12 protein-coding genes are annotated in these 13,343 nt (G+C 71.2%); 7 read left to right on the top strand and 5 right to left on the bottom strand.

The window, feature by feature from the left end; genetic code table 11:
- The first annotated feature begins 45 nt into the window (after positions 1-45).
- Positions 46-852, top strand: a complete 807-nt coding sequence (locus tag KILIM_RS16510; protein ID WP_006593869.1) for a crotonase/enoyl-CoA hydratase family protein — start codon at positions 46-48, stop codon at positions 850-852.
- Positions 853-855: 3 nt separating this feature from the next.
- On the opposite strand, the gene KILIM_RS16505 is transcribed toward KILIM_RS16510, so the two are convergent.
- From KILIM_RS16505 to KILIM_RS16490, 4 genes are all read right to left on the bottom strand, one after another.
- The gene (locus tag KILIM_RS16505) at positions 856-1,236 is read right to left on the bottom strand and encodes a DUF3817 domain-containing protein (protein WP_006593868.1); all 381 of its coding nucleotides are present in this window, start codon (positions 1,234-1,236) and stop codon (positions 856-858) included.
- Entirely contained in the window at positions 1,233-2,048 is an 816-nt protein-coding gene (locus tag KILIM_RS16500; RefSeq protein ID WP_051988844.1) for an SURF1 family protein, read from the bottom strand. The genes KILIM_RS16505 and KILIM_RS16500 overlap by 4 nt, the downstream gene beginning before the upstream one ends.
- A gap of 88 nt (positions 2,049-2,136) precedes the next feature.
- Positions 2,137-3,792, bottom strand: a complete 1,656-nt coding sequence (locus KILIM_RS16495) for a succinic semialdehyde dehydrogenase (RefSeq protein ID WP_157551772.1) — start codon at positions 3,790-3,792, stop codon at positions 2,137-2,139.
- A 95-nt stretch (positions 3,793-3,887) separates the two neighbouring features.
- Positions 3,888-4,814, bottom strand: coding sequence for a LysR family transcriptional regulator (locus KILIM_RS16490; protein WP_006593865.1), 927 nt, complete (start codon positions 4,812-4,814; stop codon positions 3,888-3,890).
- 260 nt (positions 4,815-5,074) lie between these two features.
- Between KILIM_RS16490 and KILIM_RS16485 the strand changes: the two genes are divergently transcribed.
- The 5 genes from KILIM_RS16485 to KILIM_RS16465 all read left to right on the top strand — a co-directional run bounded on the left by KILIM_RS16485 (position 5,075) and on the right by KILIM_RS16465 (position 11,476).
- The gene (locus KILIM_RS16485) at positions 5,075-6,565 is read left to right on the top strand and encodes a sodium:solute symporter family transporter (RefSeq protein WP_006593864.1); all 1,491 of its coding nucleotides are present in this window, start codon (positions 5,075-5,077) and stop codon (positions 6,563-6,565) included.
- Entirely contained in the window at positions 6,562-7,377 is an 816-nt protein-coding gene (locus KILIM_RS16480) for a 2-keto-4-pentenoate hydratase (protein WP_006593863.1), read from the top strand. The genes KILIM_RS16485 and KILIM_RS16480 overlap by 4 nt, the downstream gene beginning before the upstream one ends.
- Complete coding sequence (locus tag KILIM_RS16475) at positions 7,374-9,041, top strand: thiamine pyrophosphate-binding protein (RefSeq protein WP_006593862.1); 1,668 nt, start codon at positions 7,374-7,376, stop codon at positions 9,039-9,041. The genes KILIM_RS16480 and KILIM_RS16475 overlap by 4 nt, the downstream gene beginning before the upstream one ends.
- A 52-nt stretch (positions 9,042-9,093) precedes the next feature.
- Entirely contained in the window at positions 9,094-10,059 is a 966-nt protein-coding gene (gene speB, locus KILIM_RS16470) for an agmatinase (protein WP_006593861.1), read from the top strand.
- A gap of 67 nt (positions 10,060-10,126) precedes the next feature.
- Entirely contained in the window at positions 10,127-11,476 is a 1,350-nt protein-coding gene (locus KILIM_RS16465; RefSeq protein ID WP_006593860.1) for an NAD-dependent succinate-semialdehyde dehydrogenase, read from the top strand.
- 63 nt (positions 11,477-11,539) lie between these two features.
- Here KILIM_RS16465 and KILIM_RS16460 read toward each other — a convergent pair whose 3' ends face one another.
- Positions 11,540-12,658, bottom strand: a complete 1,119-nt coding sequence (locus tag KILIM_RS16460; RefSeq protein ID WP_040563670.1) for a GuaB3 family IMP dehydrogenase-related protein — start codon at positions 12,656-12,658, stop codon at positions 11,540-11,542.
- Positions 12,659-12,730: 72 nt separating this feature from the next.
- Between KILIM_RS16460 and KILIM_RS16455 the strand changes: the two genes are divergently transcribed.
- On the top strand, positions 12,731-13,343 hold a 613-nt coding region (locus KILIM_RS16455), incomplete at its 3' end, for an NYN domain-containing protein (protein ID WP_006593858.1).

The raw sequence follows: 13,343 nt of genomic DNA, 5'->3' as shown, positions 1-13,343 counted from the left end.
CAGCGTCTACGGTGGCGCCATCGCCCACCCGGAGGAGAAGCACACATGACCGCCGAACCGCCGCTGCTCGTCGACCGCGAGGGGCACATCGAGACCTGGACGTTGAACCTGCCGGAGGCGCGCAATCCGATCTCGGGGGCGCCGATGATCGAGGCGATCGTCGCGGCCGTGACGGCGGTCAACGCCGACACCGACGTGCGGGCGGTGGTGCTTACGGGGGCGGGGTCGGCGTTCAGCGCCGGCGGCAACGTCAAAGACATGGTGGATCGGTCCGGGATGTTCGGCGGCAGCCCGCACGTGCTGCGCGAGGGCTATCGCGCTGGCATTCAACGGATCCCGCGGGCGCTCTACCACTGTGAGGTGCCCGTGGTGGCGGCCGTCAACGGCCCGGCGGTGGGCGCGGGCTGCGACCTGTCGCTCATGTGTGACCTGCGGGTCGCCTCGTCGCGGGCGTTCTTCGCCGAGAGCTTCGTGCAGCTGGGCATGATCCCCGGCGACGGCGGCGCGTGGCTGCTGACCAAGGCCGTCGGGCCGGCGCGGGCAGCGGAGATGGCGTTGACCGGAGACCGCGTGTCCGCCGCGCAGGCATTGGAGTGGGGCCTGGTCAACGATGTCGTCGAGCCCGACGCGCTGCTGGGCGCGGCCCACACGCTGGCCGGTCGGGTCGCCAAGAACCCGCCGCTGGCCGTGCGGATGGCCAAGCGGCTGCTGCGCGAGTCCCAGCACCAGTCGCTGGAGTCGCTGCTGGAGTTCTCCGCGGCGATGCAGGCCTTGGCGCACCACACGGACGACCACCGCGAGGCGCTGGGGGCGTTCACGCAGAAGCGTCCCGGCGACTACCAGGGGCGGTGACGCTCAGTTCTGGACCGCGGCCAGGGTGGCGTGCTCGGCGGCGTTGACCTTGTGCTCGACCCAGAAGGAGAAGAACGGCACGCAGCCGGCGAGCATCACGCCGATGAGCTTGGGCAGCGACCAGCGGGCGGGCAGCCCCAGGTTGACGGTGGCGCCGAGGTAGACCATGTAGAGGAAGCCGTGCGGCATCGCCCACCACGCGAGGATGTCGTTGTTGAAGCCGTACTTGAGCACCATCTCCAGCACGAGCAGCAGCAGGCCGAAGCCGACGATGACCGCCATGATGCGGAAGAACGGCAGTGCCTTGGCCACGCGTGCGACGTCGTAGCCATGCGGCACAGCCGTTTGGGCTCGCTCCTGGTCCTGCGGGGTCCGGCTGGTCACGGCGTTCGCTCCTTCGTCTGGGCGTGGTCGGTGATCTCTGGGAGATCGGCAGGTGCCGGGGGTTCGTCGGCGGGCGGACCCCCGGCGGCCAGGGCCAGCCGCTCGTGCTCCTCGCGAACCATTCGCCACCACATGTAGAGGGCGAACAACGCGAAGATCCACCACTGCAGCGCGTAGGCGAGGTTGCGCCAGGCGAAACCGTCGCTGCCGAGGTCGGGCGGCGGGATGTGGGTGATGCCGGCGGGCGCGGCAGGCACCTGGTCGGTCGGAAAGAGCATCGCGTTGTACAGCGCGCCGGGCCAGACGTTGACGAGTTCGGCGAGGTCGACGGTCTGCATCTGCCCCGGTTGCAGGGGCTTCGGCTCATTCGGTGCGGACTCCCCCGGGGCGAGCAGCCCGGAGAGCTGCACGTCGCCGGCCTGCGGGGCGGGCACCGAGGCAGGGTCGGTGGTGAAGCCCCGGACGACCGCCAGGTGCGCGCCGCCGGGTTCGACGGTCACCGGGGTCACGACCCAGTAGCCGGGCTGCCCGTCCAGGCGCCGGTCGGTGACGATGACCTGCAGCTGCGGGTCGTAGCGGCCGTGCACCGTCACGGTGCGCCCCGCCAGCTCGGAGGTCATCGGCTGGTGCGGCGCGAGGGCGTCGGTCAGGGCGATCGGAGGCTGCGAGCTGGAGTGCGCCAGCGCCTCCTCGTGGGCGGTGTCGCGGGCCACGTTGAGCTGCCAGAGCCCGAGCTGGGCGAAGATGACGAGCACCAGCACCACGAAGCCCAGGAGGGCAAGCCACTTGGGTTTGATCGCGGTGCGCCACACGCACGCCAGGCTAGCCCGCCCACCTGAACGCCCGGCCAGGCCCCTCACACTCATGCACCGCTGGGACCGCCCGCGGCGGCCGGCAGGGTCAGCGGCCGCCGAGGGCCTTCATGACGCGCAGGACGCCGGTCATGCCTGCGGCGAAGCGCTCGGTGGGGATGCCCTCGGGCACGCCCAGGCCGAGGCCGCGTTGGGTGGCGATGGTCTGCACCTGGGTGTATTTGAGCAGGCCCTCGTCGCCGTGGCGGCGGCCGATGCCGGAGACGCCCATGCCGCCCATCGGGGCGTCGACGCTGGCGTAGGCGGCGCCGTAGCCCTCGTTGACGTTGACGGTGCCGGCGCGGATGGCGGCGGCGATGCGGCGGCCGCGCGCTCCGTCGCGCGTCCACACCGAGGCGTTGAGGCCGTACTCGGTGTCGTTGGCGCGGGCGATGGCTTCGGCGTCGCTGCCGACCCGATACACCGCGACGACCGGGCCGAACGTCTCCGTGCGGCACAGCGTCATCGACTCCTGCACGTCGGTCAGCACCGTCGGCTCGTAGAACCACGGGCCGACGTCCGGGCGCGCACGGCCGCCGGCCAGCACGACGGCCCCGCGCTCGAGCGCATCGCGCACCTGCCCTTCGACCCGGTCGAGTTGGGCCTGGGAAATGAGGGAGCCCATATCGGCCTCGAAGGTCAGGTTCGTGCCGAGCCCCAGCGATTGCACGCGAGTCAGAAACCGCTCGAGAAATGCGTCGGCGATGTCTTCGTGCAGCAGCAGCCGCTCGATCGACATGCACAGCTGTCCGGCCGAACTGAAGCACGCCCGCACCGCACCCTCTGCGGCCCGGTCGAGGTCGGCGTCGGCGGCCACGTACATCGGGTTCTTGCCGCCCAGCTCGAGGCTTGCGCCGATGAGCCGGGCGCCGGCATCGCGCGCCACGAGCCGCCCGGTCGCCGTCGACCCCGTGAACATCACGTAGTCGGCGTGCTCCAGCACCGCCGCGCCCGTCGTGGGGCCCGGCCCGAGCACGATCTGCAGCACCCGCGACGGCAGGCCGGCGCGCGCCAGCAGGTCGGCGACCAGCAGCGCGGTCAGGCTCGCCTGCGGGTCGGGCCGCAGCACCACGGTGTTGCCGGCCAGCAGCGCCGGGATCGCGTCGGTCAGCGCCATCGACAGCGGATAGTTCCACGGAGCGACGATGCCGACGACGCCGTGCGGGTGGCGCACCTGCTCGACGCGGGTCAGCCCCGGGAACACCCCCGCCCGGCGCTGGGGGGCGAGCAGCTTGGGCGCGACCCGCGCATAGTGGCGGCAGACCAGCGCCGCGTCGACGACCTCCTCGAAGGCCGCGTAGCGGGCCTTGCCCGACTCCAATTGGATGAGGTCGAGCAGCTCGCCCTGGCGGTCCAGCAACAGGTCGTGCAGGCGCGAGAAGATCTGTGCCCGCAACCGCACGGGCAGTTGCGCCCACGCGGGTTGGATCGCCCGGGCGCCCCGGTACGCCTGCTCGACGTCTTCGGCGCTGCTGACCGGCAGGCGGGCGAGCACCCGACCGGTCATCGGAGTGATCGTGTCCATCGTCTTGGCCCGCGGCGAGCAGATGGCGTGCCGCCGGAGCTGCTCGACCCAGTGCGGGTCGAGCGCGAAGGTGCCCGCGGTCGGTTGGCCCGGCTCGGCCGCCGGATTGTGCCGGGCGGGCCCGTCGAAACCCTCGCCCACATGCGTCGCCACGGACTCCCCTACCTGCTCAGGTGCCATGTCACCAGGCTACGTGGCGGCACCGACATACCGGATGCGACGTGGGCGAGCCGGGCAGCGCCATCGAAACGTGTCAGCGTCAATCGATGTCGGCGTCAATCGACATCTGTCCACTGACGCCACCACTGCGCGTCGATCGCGCTGATGACCCGGACGAAGGCGCTGGCGGGCGTCGACGCGTCGTCGGCGGGGTAGGCCATCCGAACCTCCCGGAACAGCCCGGGACTGCGGACCGGCAGGCACCGGACTCCCGCCGGCATGTTCGCCGCGGCGAGCGCGGGGATGAGCGCGACCCCGAGACCGAACGCCACGTAGGTCGCGATGGTCGCGAACGCGTCGCTGCGGATCGGGCAGGAGGGCGCGAAGCCGGCCGCGGTGCAGGCGCTCAGCAGGGTGACGTGGTGGGCATCGTGATCGGTGTTCTGGGTGATCCACTGCTCGCCGGCCAGGTCGGCGAGGTCGACGACGTCCTGCCCCGCGAGTCGGTGCGAGGAGGGCAGCGCGACGACGAGCGGGTCCTTGAACAGGCTCCGGATCCGCAGCTCGGGCACGTTGTGGGCCCACTGCGGCACCGTGAAGATGAAGGCGAAGTCGACGGCGCCGTCGCGCACCTGCAGGAGCCCGCCCGAGGGGTCGTTGTGCTCGCTCACGCGGATCCGGACCGCCGGGTGGCGGCGATGGAACTCCGCGAGCAGCGAGGGCAGGAAGCTGGCCCCGGCGGTCGCGAACGTCATGATGCGCAGCTCACCCTCCTCCAGCTGCGCCCGATCCCGGATCGCCTGGACCGCGCCCTGGGCGCTGCCGAGGATCTGATCGGCATAGGTGAGCAGGATGCGGCCCCGGTCGGTGAGCGTCACCCCGCGGGCGTGCCGGACGAGGACGGGCGTCTCCAGCTCCTTCTCCAGTGCGGCGAGATGGTGCGAGACCGTCGGCTGCGTCAAGCCCAGGGCGAGCGCGCCACCGCCGATCGAGCCGTCCCGCGCGACCGCCTGGAAGATCCGCAGCTGCTGGAGCGTGAACATCTCCAGAGCATAGAAGTCATCTATGCACGGGGCCAGATCTCTCGATGGTCCCGTGGGTTGCGCGCGCTCTAATCTCCAATCACGCCAAGCGCAACCGGGTCGGCCACCCGGGCGGGCACGGCTCTTGTTTGACGCGATCCCCAAGACTCCAGCCGCTCACGCAGCGGCCACCGTCGGATCGACGTCCACCGACCTACCGCCCACGCGGCATCGGCCTCACCCTTCTCCTTCAGACCTTTCACGCGCAACGGAGCACCCCCATGACCGACAAGATCGTCATCATTCTCTATCTCATCGTCATGACGAGCGCCGGCTATATCGGCGTCAAGCACAGCAAGTCCGGCACCGACTTCGCCCTCGCCGGCCGTCGCCTCGGGCCCTTCATGTACACCTCGGCGATGAGCACCGTCATCCTCGGCGGCACGGCCACGGTCGGCGGCGTCAGCCTCGGCTATCAGTACGGGATCTCCGGAATGATGCTCGTCCTGATGTTCTCCGCGGGCATCGCCATGATCGGCCTCCTCTTCGCCGGCAAGCTCTTCCGCGCCGACGTGTGCACCGTGCCCGAGGCGCTGGAGCGTCGCTACGGCTCGATGCCGCGTTTGATGGGCGCCGTCATCGTCGTCGCCTACTCGGTGCTCGTCGGCGCCACCCAAATCGTCGCCATGCGCACCGTTCTCGAAGTGGTCTTCGACATTCCCCCGACCGCCGCCGCCTTCGTCGGCTGGATCGTCGTCGTGGTTTACAGCGTCGCCGGCGGCATGTGGTCGATCACCCTCACCGACGTCCTGCAGTTCACGATCAAGTCGGTCGGCATCTTCCTGATCCTCCTGCCTTTGACGGTGCTGAACGCCGGTGGAATCGGTGGGATGCGCGAGGCGCTGCCCGAGTCCTTCTTCTCGATGACGGCGATCGGTTGGGGCACCATCGGCTCCTACTTCCTCCTGTTCTTCTTCGGGTTCATGGTCGACCAGGGCAACTGGCAGCGGCTGGCGACGGCCCGCTCGGTCGGCGTCGCCCGTTGGGGTGCCGTCACCGCGGGCATCTACTGCGCCCTCTACGGGGCGGCCGGCGCGCTGATCGGCGCGGCAGCCCGCGTGCTGATGCCCGCGCTGGACACCCCCGACAACGCCTACGCGGCCGCCGCGGCCCTGGTCCTGCCCGCCGGCGTCCTGGGCGTGGTCATGGCGGCCGCCGTCGCAGCGACGATGTCCACCGCCAGCGGTCTGCTCATCGGGGCTTCGACCGTGCTGACCCGCGACGTGCTGCGCCCGCTGTGGGGGCGACCGCATGACCGGGGTCAACCCGAACCGCATCGCGCTGTTCGTCAGCTGTGTCGCCTCGCTCGTCATCGCGCTCGGGGTCGACAGCATCGTCGGGATCGTCACCGTCGCCGCCGACATCCTGGCCGTCGCGGTCTTCGTGCCGGTCATCGGCGCGCTGTTCATGCGCCGCTCGGGCACGGCCGCCGCCGTCGCCTCCATCGTCGCCGGCACGGTCGTGTGCGTCATCTTCATGTTCATCTCCGGCCTCTACGCGAACGAGCCGGTGCTGTACGGCATGCTCGCCAGCTTCCTGGCCTTCGTCATCGTCTCGGCGGTCACGCCCAAGCGTCCGGCGGTCGACTTCGAAGACCTCCCGCGTCCCGGCGCCCTCACGGCCGACCCCGAGCCGGAGCCCGAGCCCGCCCACGCGCCCATCCACTGACCCGACCGCCCTGCGAAACCTCGAGCACAGAAAGAACATCATGAGCATCAGCACCCCCCGCGTCGAAGACCTCCGACGAGCCGCCACCCTCCTGGCGCAGACCCGGCGCGACAATTCCGTCCTCGACCACCTCCCCGCGCAGGTCGCACCGAGCGACATCGAGGAGAGCTACCTCGTCGCCGACCTCCTCGCCCAGGACCTCGGCTGGCCGATCAAGGGCTGGTTCTGCGGCGCAACGAACGTCGCCATCCAGGAGCTGCTCGGTCTCGACGGCCCCTACCACGCCCGGCTCTTCGAGCACCTGGTCTTCGAGAGCCCCGCGACGCTGGACCCCGACCTGTTCCCCCCGATGGTCATCGAGACCGAGGTCGTCTTCACTCTCGGTGAGTCGTTGCCGCCACGGGAGCAGCCCTACACGCAGGAGGAGGTGGCCGCCGCCGTCGCATCCGTCTCGGGCAGCATCGAGGTCGTCGCCGGCCACCTCTACGACTGGCCCAACCAGGACCCGTTCAGCGTCATCGCCGACAACGGCACCGACGGCGCCCTCATCACCGGGCCGGCAGTCACGCAGTGGCGCGAGCTCGACCTCGCCGACATCACCGTCGAGGTTCGCGTCAACGGACAGGTCGCCGGGAGCGGCCAGTCCGACAGCGTGCTGGGCAACCCCCTCGTCGCCATGACCTGGCTGGCCAACGAGCGCTCCCAGCGCGGCGACGGCCTCGTCGCCGGCCACGTGCACAACACCGGCACGCTGACCCGCCCGATCCCCGTCGCCGCCGGCGACACCGTCGTCGCCGACTTCACCGGGCTCGGCGCCGTCGAGCTGACCATCGCCACCGAAGGGACCCCGTCATGACCACGCGCAACGGTGGCGACCTCGTCGTCGAGAGCCTCACCGCCCTGGGCGCCACGCACGTCTTCGGCATCCCCGGGCAGCACGCCCTCGGTCTCTTCGACGCGATCCGGCGCAGCCCGCTGGCCTTCGTGTCCTCGCGGATCGAGAACAACTCCGTCTTCTCCGCCGACGGTTACAGCCGCTCCACCGGCGAGGTCGGGGTCCTCTTCTGCTCCACCGGCCCGGGCGCGCTCACCGCGCTCGGCGCCCTGCAGGAGGCGTACGCCGCATGCGTGCCGCTGCTCGTCGTGACGAGCCAGATCCCGACGGCCGGTCTGGGCGGGGCCCGTCGCGGCTTTCTGCACCAGCTCGACGACCAGCAGGCCAGCGCCCGCAACGTCACCAAGGCGACGTTCACGATCCGCACCGCCGACCAGATCCCCACCGTGCTCGCGGAAGCCTGGGGCATCGCCCTGCGGGCACCCTCGGGCCCGGTGTGGGTGGAGATCCCGCAGGACATCCTCCTGGGCGCCACGCAGGCTCCCCCGGTCGAGCACCTGTCGGTCGACGACCGCGGACCGCTGCGACCCCGCCCGGAGGCGACCGCGCAGGCCGTCGCGCTGCTGGCCGAGGCGAAGCGGCCCGTCATCCTCGCCGGCGGAGGCGCCCGCCGCTCCCCCGGCGCGGAAGCGGCCCTCGTCGCCCTCGCCGAGATCCTCGACGCCCCCGTCGTCGCCACCCCTGCCGGCAAGGGCACCATCGGCTTCGACCACCCGCTGAGCGCTGGTTCGTGGATCGAGGACCGGTACACGACCGAACTCCTCGAGCAGGCCGACGTGTTGCTGGCGATCGGGACGTCGTTCGGGGAGGTGCCGAGCAACTACTTCACGTTCGCCCCGACGGGTCGCATCATCCAGGTGGACGCCGAGGTCCGGGTGCTCGGCTCGAACCACGAGGTGCTGGGCGTGCACGCCGACGCCGCCGCCGCGCTCGAGGACTTCGCCGAGGGGCTCGTCGCGCGCGGCCTGGCCCCCATCCCCGGCAGTGGCGCCGAGGTGGCGGCCGACCTGCGCCGACGCGTCGAGGCGCGGCTCGAGGAGCAGGACCTCGACGTCGAACGCAGCCTGCTGCGCGGCATCCGCGCCGCAGTACCCGCCGCCACCGAGACGTTCTGGGACATGACGATCGCCGGCTACTGGGCGTGGTCGGCCTGGGATGCCCAGCGCGGCGGATTCCACACGGCCCAGGCCGCCGGTGGGCTCGGGCTCGCCTTCCCCGCCGCCCTCGGTGCTGCCGTGGGCACGGGGCGGCGCACCCTCGCGGTCACCGGCGACGGGGGCGCGATGTACTCGATCTCAGAGCTCGCGACCGCCCGCCAGCACGACGCGAACGTCACATGGCTCATCGTCGACGACGGAGGCTACGGCATCCTGCGCGAGTACATGACGGACGCGTTCGGGGCGGCCACCGCGACCGAGCTCGCGCGGCCCGACTTCGTCGCCCTGGCCCGCAGCTTCGACATCCCCGCCTACCCGGCCACGGTCGAGACCGTGCAGGACGTCATCGCGTCGACCTTCGAGACCCCCGGGCCCGCGGTCGTCGTCGTCCCGGCCCTCTTGCGGATGTTCGCCCCGACGCACCTGGGCGCGCAGCAGTCCGTCGCGCTCGAGACCGCGAACCTGTGACGGGCGAGAGACCGATGACACCCATCACACGAAAGACGTAGGCAAGACGCACATGAGCAACGACACATTCAGCACGACCGGCGGCCCAGTCGGGCCGGTGGACGCCACGATGGTGCCGCGGTACGCCGGCCCTGCGACGTTCGCCCGGCTGCCCGCCCTCGAGGCGGTCGGCCGGGCCGACATCGGCATCCTCGGGGTTCTCTTCGACAGCGGTGTGAGCTACCGGCCGGGGGCGCGCTTCGGCCCCGGGCACATCCGGGCCTCCTCCAAGCTGCTGCGCAACTACAACCCGATCCAGGATGTCGAACCGTTCGGCGTCCAGCAGGTCGCGGACGCCGGCGATCTCGCGGTCAACCCCTTCGACATCGATGACGCGATCGCGGGCATCGACGCCGGCTACCGCGCGACGCTCGACACGTGCGGGCGCATCCTGACGATCGGCGGCGACCACACGATCGCCCTGCCGATCCTGCGCGTCCTGCACGAGGCCCACGGGCCGGTCGCCGTGCTCCACTTCGATGCGCACCTCGACACGTGGGACACCTATTTCGGGGCGGCCTACACCCACGGAACGCCGTTCCGCCGCGCGAGCGAGGAGGGCCTCATCGACAAGACGGGCAGCATGCACGTCGGCATCCGGGGCCCGCTCTACTCCCGCAAGGACCTCACGGACGACGAGGTGCTCGGCTTCCAGGTCGTCGGCTCCCACCAGCTCGACGACATGGGGGCCGCTGGGGTCGCAGAGCGGATCCGCGCCCGGATGGGCGACCGGCCGATCTACGTCTCGATCGACATCGACGTGCTCGACCCGGCGGCGGCGCCGGGCACCGGCACGCCCGAGGCCGGCGGGCTGACGAGCCGCGAGCTGCTCGCGATCCTGCGCTCGCTGCAGGGTCTCAACCTCGTCGGCGCGGACATCGTCGAGGTGTCCCCGGCCTACGACCACGCCGAGATCACGGGCATCGCGGCGGCACACGTCGGGTACGAACTCATCAGCGCGATGGCCCCACAGGCCTAGGCTCCACCCAAGGAGCGCTCACGCGCGCCTCGGACACCGACGTCGACAGAGAGCAGGAAGAGCACCCATGAGCATGTATGTCGTCACCGACCCGGCCACCGGAGAAGTGCTGGAGACCTTCCCGGAGGCCACGGCCGAGCAGATCGAGGCCGCGCTCGCCTCGTCCGCGCAGGCCGCCGCGGGCTGGGGTCGCAGCTCCACGGCCGACGAGCGCGCCGCCTTGGTGCACAAGGTCGCCGACCTGCACCGGGAGCGCCGCGAGGAGCTTGCCCAGATCATCGTCACCGAGATGGGCAAGCCGATGGAGGACGCGCTCGGCGAGGTCGACTTCTCGGCCGACATCTACGACTATTACGCCGACCACGGGCCCGCCCAGCTGGCCGACGAGTCGGTCGACCTCGGACCGGATGCCGAGGGCACCGCGATCGTGCGTCGGGCGCCGCTCGGCGCGCTGCTGGGGATCATGCCGTGGAACTTCCCCTACTACCAGGTGGCGCGGTTCGCCGGCCCGAACCTCATGGTCGGCAACACGATCATCCTCAAGCACGCCCCGCAGTGCCCGCGCTCGGCGGCCGCGCTGCAGCAGATGTTCGACGACGCCGGCTTCCCGGCCGGCGCGTACGTCAACGTCTACGCGACGAACGAGCAGGTCGCGGACATGATCGCCGATCCTCGCATCGCCGGTGTCTCGCTGACCGGCTCCGAGCGGGCGGGCGCAGCCGTCGCCGAGATCGCGGGGCGCAACCTCAAGAAGGTCGTGCTCGAGCTCGGCGGCGCGGACCCGTTCATCGTGCTCAGCACCGACGACCTCGACGCGGTCGTCGACGCCGCCGCCTCGGCCCGGCTCGACAACACGGGCCAGGCGTGCAACGCCGCCAAGCGCTTCGTCGTCGTCGAGGACCTCTACGACGAGTTCACAGCGAAGTTCACCGCAAAGGTGCTGGCGGCGGGCGAGGGCATCACGCCGCTGTCGTCCGAGACCGCGGCGCGCAATCTCGAGAAGCAGGTGCAGGCGGCGGTCGCCGAGGGCGCGAGCCTGGCCAGCGCCGGCGAGCGGAACGGCGCGTTCTTCCCGCCCGGCGTCCTCACCGGCATCACCCCCGACAGCGACGCCTACCACCAGGAGCTGTTCGGCCCGGTCGCCATGGTCTTCAAGGTCGCCGACGAGGAGGAGGCCGTCTCGGTCGCCAACGACACCCCGTTCGGCCTCGGCTCCTACGTCTTCACGACCGACGCCGACCAGGCCGCCCGCGTGGCCGACCGCATCGAGGCCGGCATGGTCTACATCAACGGCGTGTTGATGGACCAGGCCGAGATCCCGTTCGGCGGGGTCAAGCGCTCCGGGTTCGGCCGCGAGCTCGGCCGCTTCGGGATGGAGGAGTTCGTCAACAAGAAGCTCATCCGCTCCCGCACCTGATCGTCGGCGCGAGTCGCCACCGCCCGGCCTGGACCGGAGCGGGGCGACTCGCCGGCGGGGGCCTCAGCCGGCGCCGTGGGCGACGACGACCTCGACCCGCTGGAACTCCTTGACCTCGGTGTAGCCGGTGGTGGCCATGGCGCGGCGCAGGGCCCCGACGTAGTTCGTGCGGCCGTCGGCGCTGCGGCCGGGGCCGAAGAGGATCTCCTGCATCGGGGCGATCGCGCCGACCTCCACCCGCTCGCCGCGCGGCAACTGCCCGTGGTGCGCCTCGGACCCCCAGTGGAAGCCGCGACCGGGCGCCTCCAGGGCGCGGGCGAGGGCGGCGCCGATCATCACGGCGTCGGCGCCGCACGCGATGGCCTTGACGATGTCGCCCGAGCGGCCCATGCCGCCGTCGGGGATGACGTGCACGTACCGGCCGCCGGATTCGTCGAGGTAGTCGCGTCGCGCCGCCGCGACATCCGCGATAGCCGTCGCCATCGGCGTGGAGATGCCGAGGGTCTGCACGGTGGTCTGGGCGGCGCCGCCGCCGAAGCCGACGAGCACCCCGGCCGCGCCGGTGCGCATGAGGTGCAGCGCGGCGGTGTAGGTACCGGCGCCACCGACGATGACCGGCACGTCGAGTTCGTAGATGAACCGCTTGAGGTTCAGCGGCTCGCTGTGGCTGCTGACGTGTTCGGCGGAGACGGTGGTGCCGCGGATGACGAACAGGTCGACGCCCGCGTCGACGACCGTGCGCCAGTGCTCCTGGGTGCGCTGCGGCGACAGGGCCCCGGCGACCGTCACACCCGAGTCACGGATCTCGCGCAGGCGTGCCGTGATGAGCTCTGGCTTGATCGGCTCCGAGTAGATCTCCTGCATGCGCGCGGTGACCGCGGCGGGCTCCAGCGCGGCGATCTCGGCCAACTGCTGGGTCGGGTCCTCGTAGCGGGTCCACAGACCCTCGAGGTCGAGCACCCCCAGCCCGCCCATCTGCCCGAACTGGATGGCGGTGGCCGGCGACATCACGGAGTCCATCGGGGCGGCGACCATCGGCAACCCGAAGTGATAGGCATCGATCTGCCAGCTCGTCGACACCTCCTCCGGATCGCGGGTGCGCCGCGACGGCACGACCGCGATGTCGTCGAAGGTGTACGCGCGGCGCCCGCGCTTGCCCCGGCCGATCTCGATCTCGCTCACGCGCACAGGCTACCTGCGTGGCTGCCGCCCGCCGCCGACGCCGCCCGGCACCGGTCATGACAGCATCGGAGGATGAGGTCTTGCTGCGCGCTCTACGTCGATGCCGGTTATCTGCTTGCTTCGGCGGCGACCCGGGTCACCGGCACCTCGCTGCGCAGCGGTGTGCGCGTCGACCACGACGAGTTGATCCCGCGGCTCATCTCGCAGGCGGAGCTGGACAGCCATCTGCCGCTGTTGCGGCTGAACTGGTACGACTCCGGCAGCGGGACCGGCGGGCAGCCGGATGGGGTGCAGGCGCGGCTGGGTCTCATGCCGCGCGTCAAGCTGCGGCTGGGTCGGCTGTCGTACGCGGGCGAACAGAAGGGGGTTGACCTGCGGCTGGGTCTGGATCTGGTGACGCACGCGCGCAACCGCACGATCGACATCGCCTATCTGCTCTCCGGTGACGACGACCTCACCGAGGCGGTGGAGGAGGCGCAGGGCCACGGCGTGCAGGTCATTCTGCTCGCCGTGCCCGACGACGACGGCAAGCCGTACGGGGTGGCACGGCATCTGCATCGGGAGTCCGACGGGCTGCTGCTCATCGACGAGGGCACGGTGCGGGAGTCGGTGCACGCGGCTCCGCGGCCCGCGCCGCCGGCGGCGCACGACGATCACGGCTCGGCGGTGGCCGCGATGGCGGCGG

Source organism: Kineosphaera limosa NBRC 100340 (assembly GCF_000298215.1).
Classification (GTDB): Bacteria; Actinomycetota; Actinomycetes; order Actinomycetales; family Dermatophilaceae; genus Kineosphaera; species Kineosphaera limosa.
Note: the sequence above shows the minus strand (reverse complement) of the source record. Positions and strands in the feature narration are given on the sequence as shown.

Coding starts and splice junctions, on each gene's coding strand:
- KILIM_RS16510 (WP_006593869.1), top strand. CDS start 46: ATGACCGCCGAACCGCCGCTGCTCGTCGACCGCGAGGGGCACATCGAG.
- KILIM_RS16495 (WP_157551772.1), bottom strand. CDS start 3,792: ATGGCACCTGAGCAGGTAGGGGAGTCCGTGGCGACGCATGTGGGCGAG.
- KILIM_RS16490 (WP_006593865.1), bottom strand. CDS start 4,814: ATGTTCACGCTCCAGCAGCTGCGGATCTTCCAGGCGGTCGCGCGGGAC.
- KILIM_RS16485 (WP_006593864.1), top strand. CDS start 5,075: ATGACCGACAAGATCGTCATCATTCTCTATCTCATCGTCATGACGAGC.
- KILIM_RS16480 (WP_006593863.1), top strand. CDS start 6,562: ATGAGCATCAGCACCCCCCGCGTCGAAGACCTCCGACGAGCCGCCACC.
- KILIM_RS16475 (WP_006593862.1), top strand. CDS start 7,374: ATGACCACGCGCAACGGTGGCGACCTCGTCGTCGAGAGCCTCACCGCC.
- speB (WP_006593861.1), top strand. CDS start 9,094: ATGAGCAACGACACATTCAGCACGACCGGCGGCCCAGTCGGGCCGGTG.
- KILIM_RS16465 (WP_006593860.1), top strand. CDS start 10,127: ATGAGCATGTATGTCGTCACCGACCCGGCCACCGGAGAAGTGCTGGAG.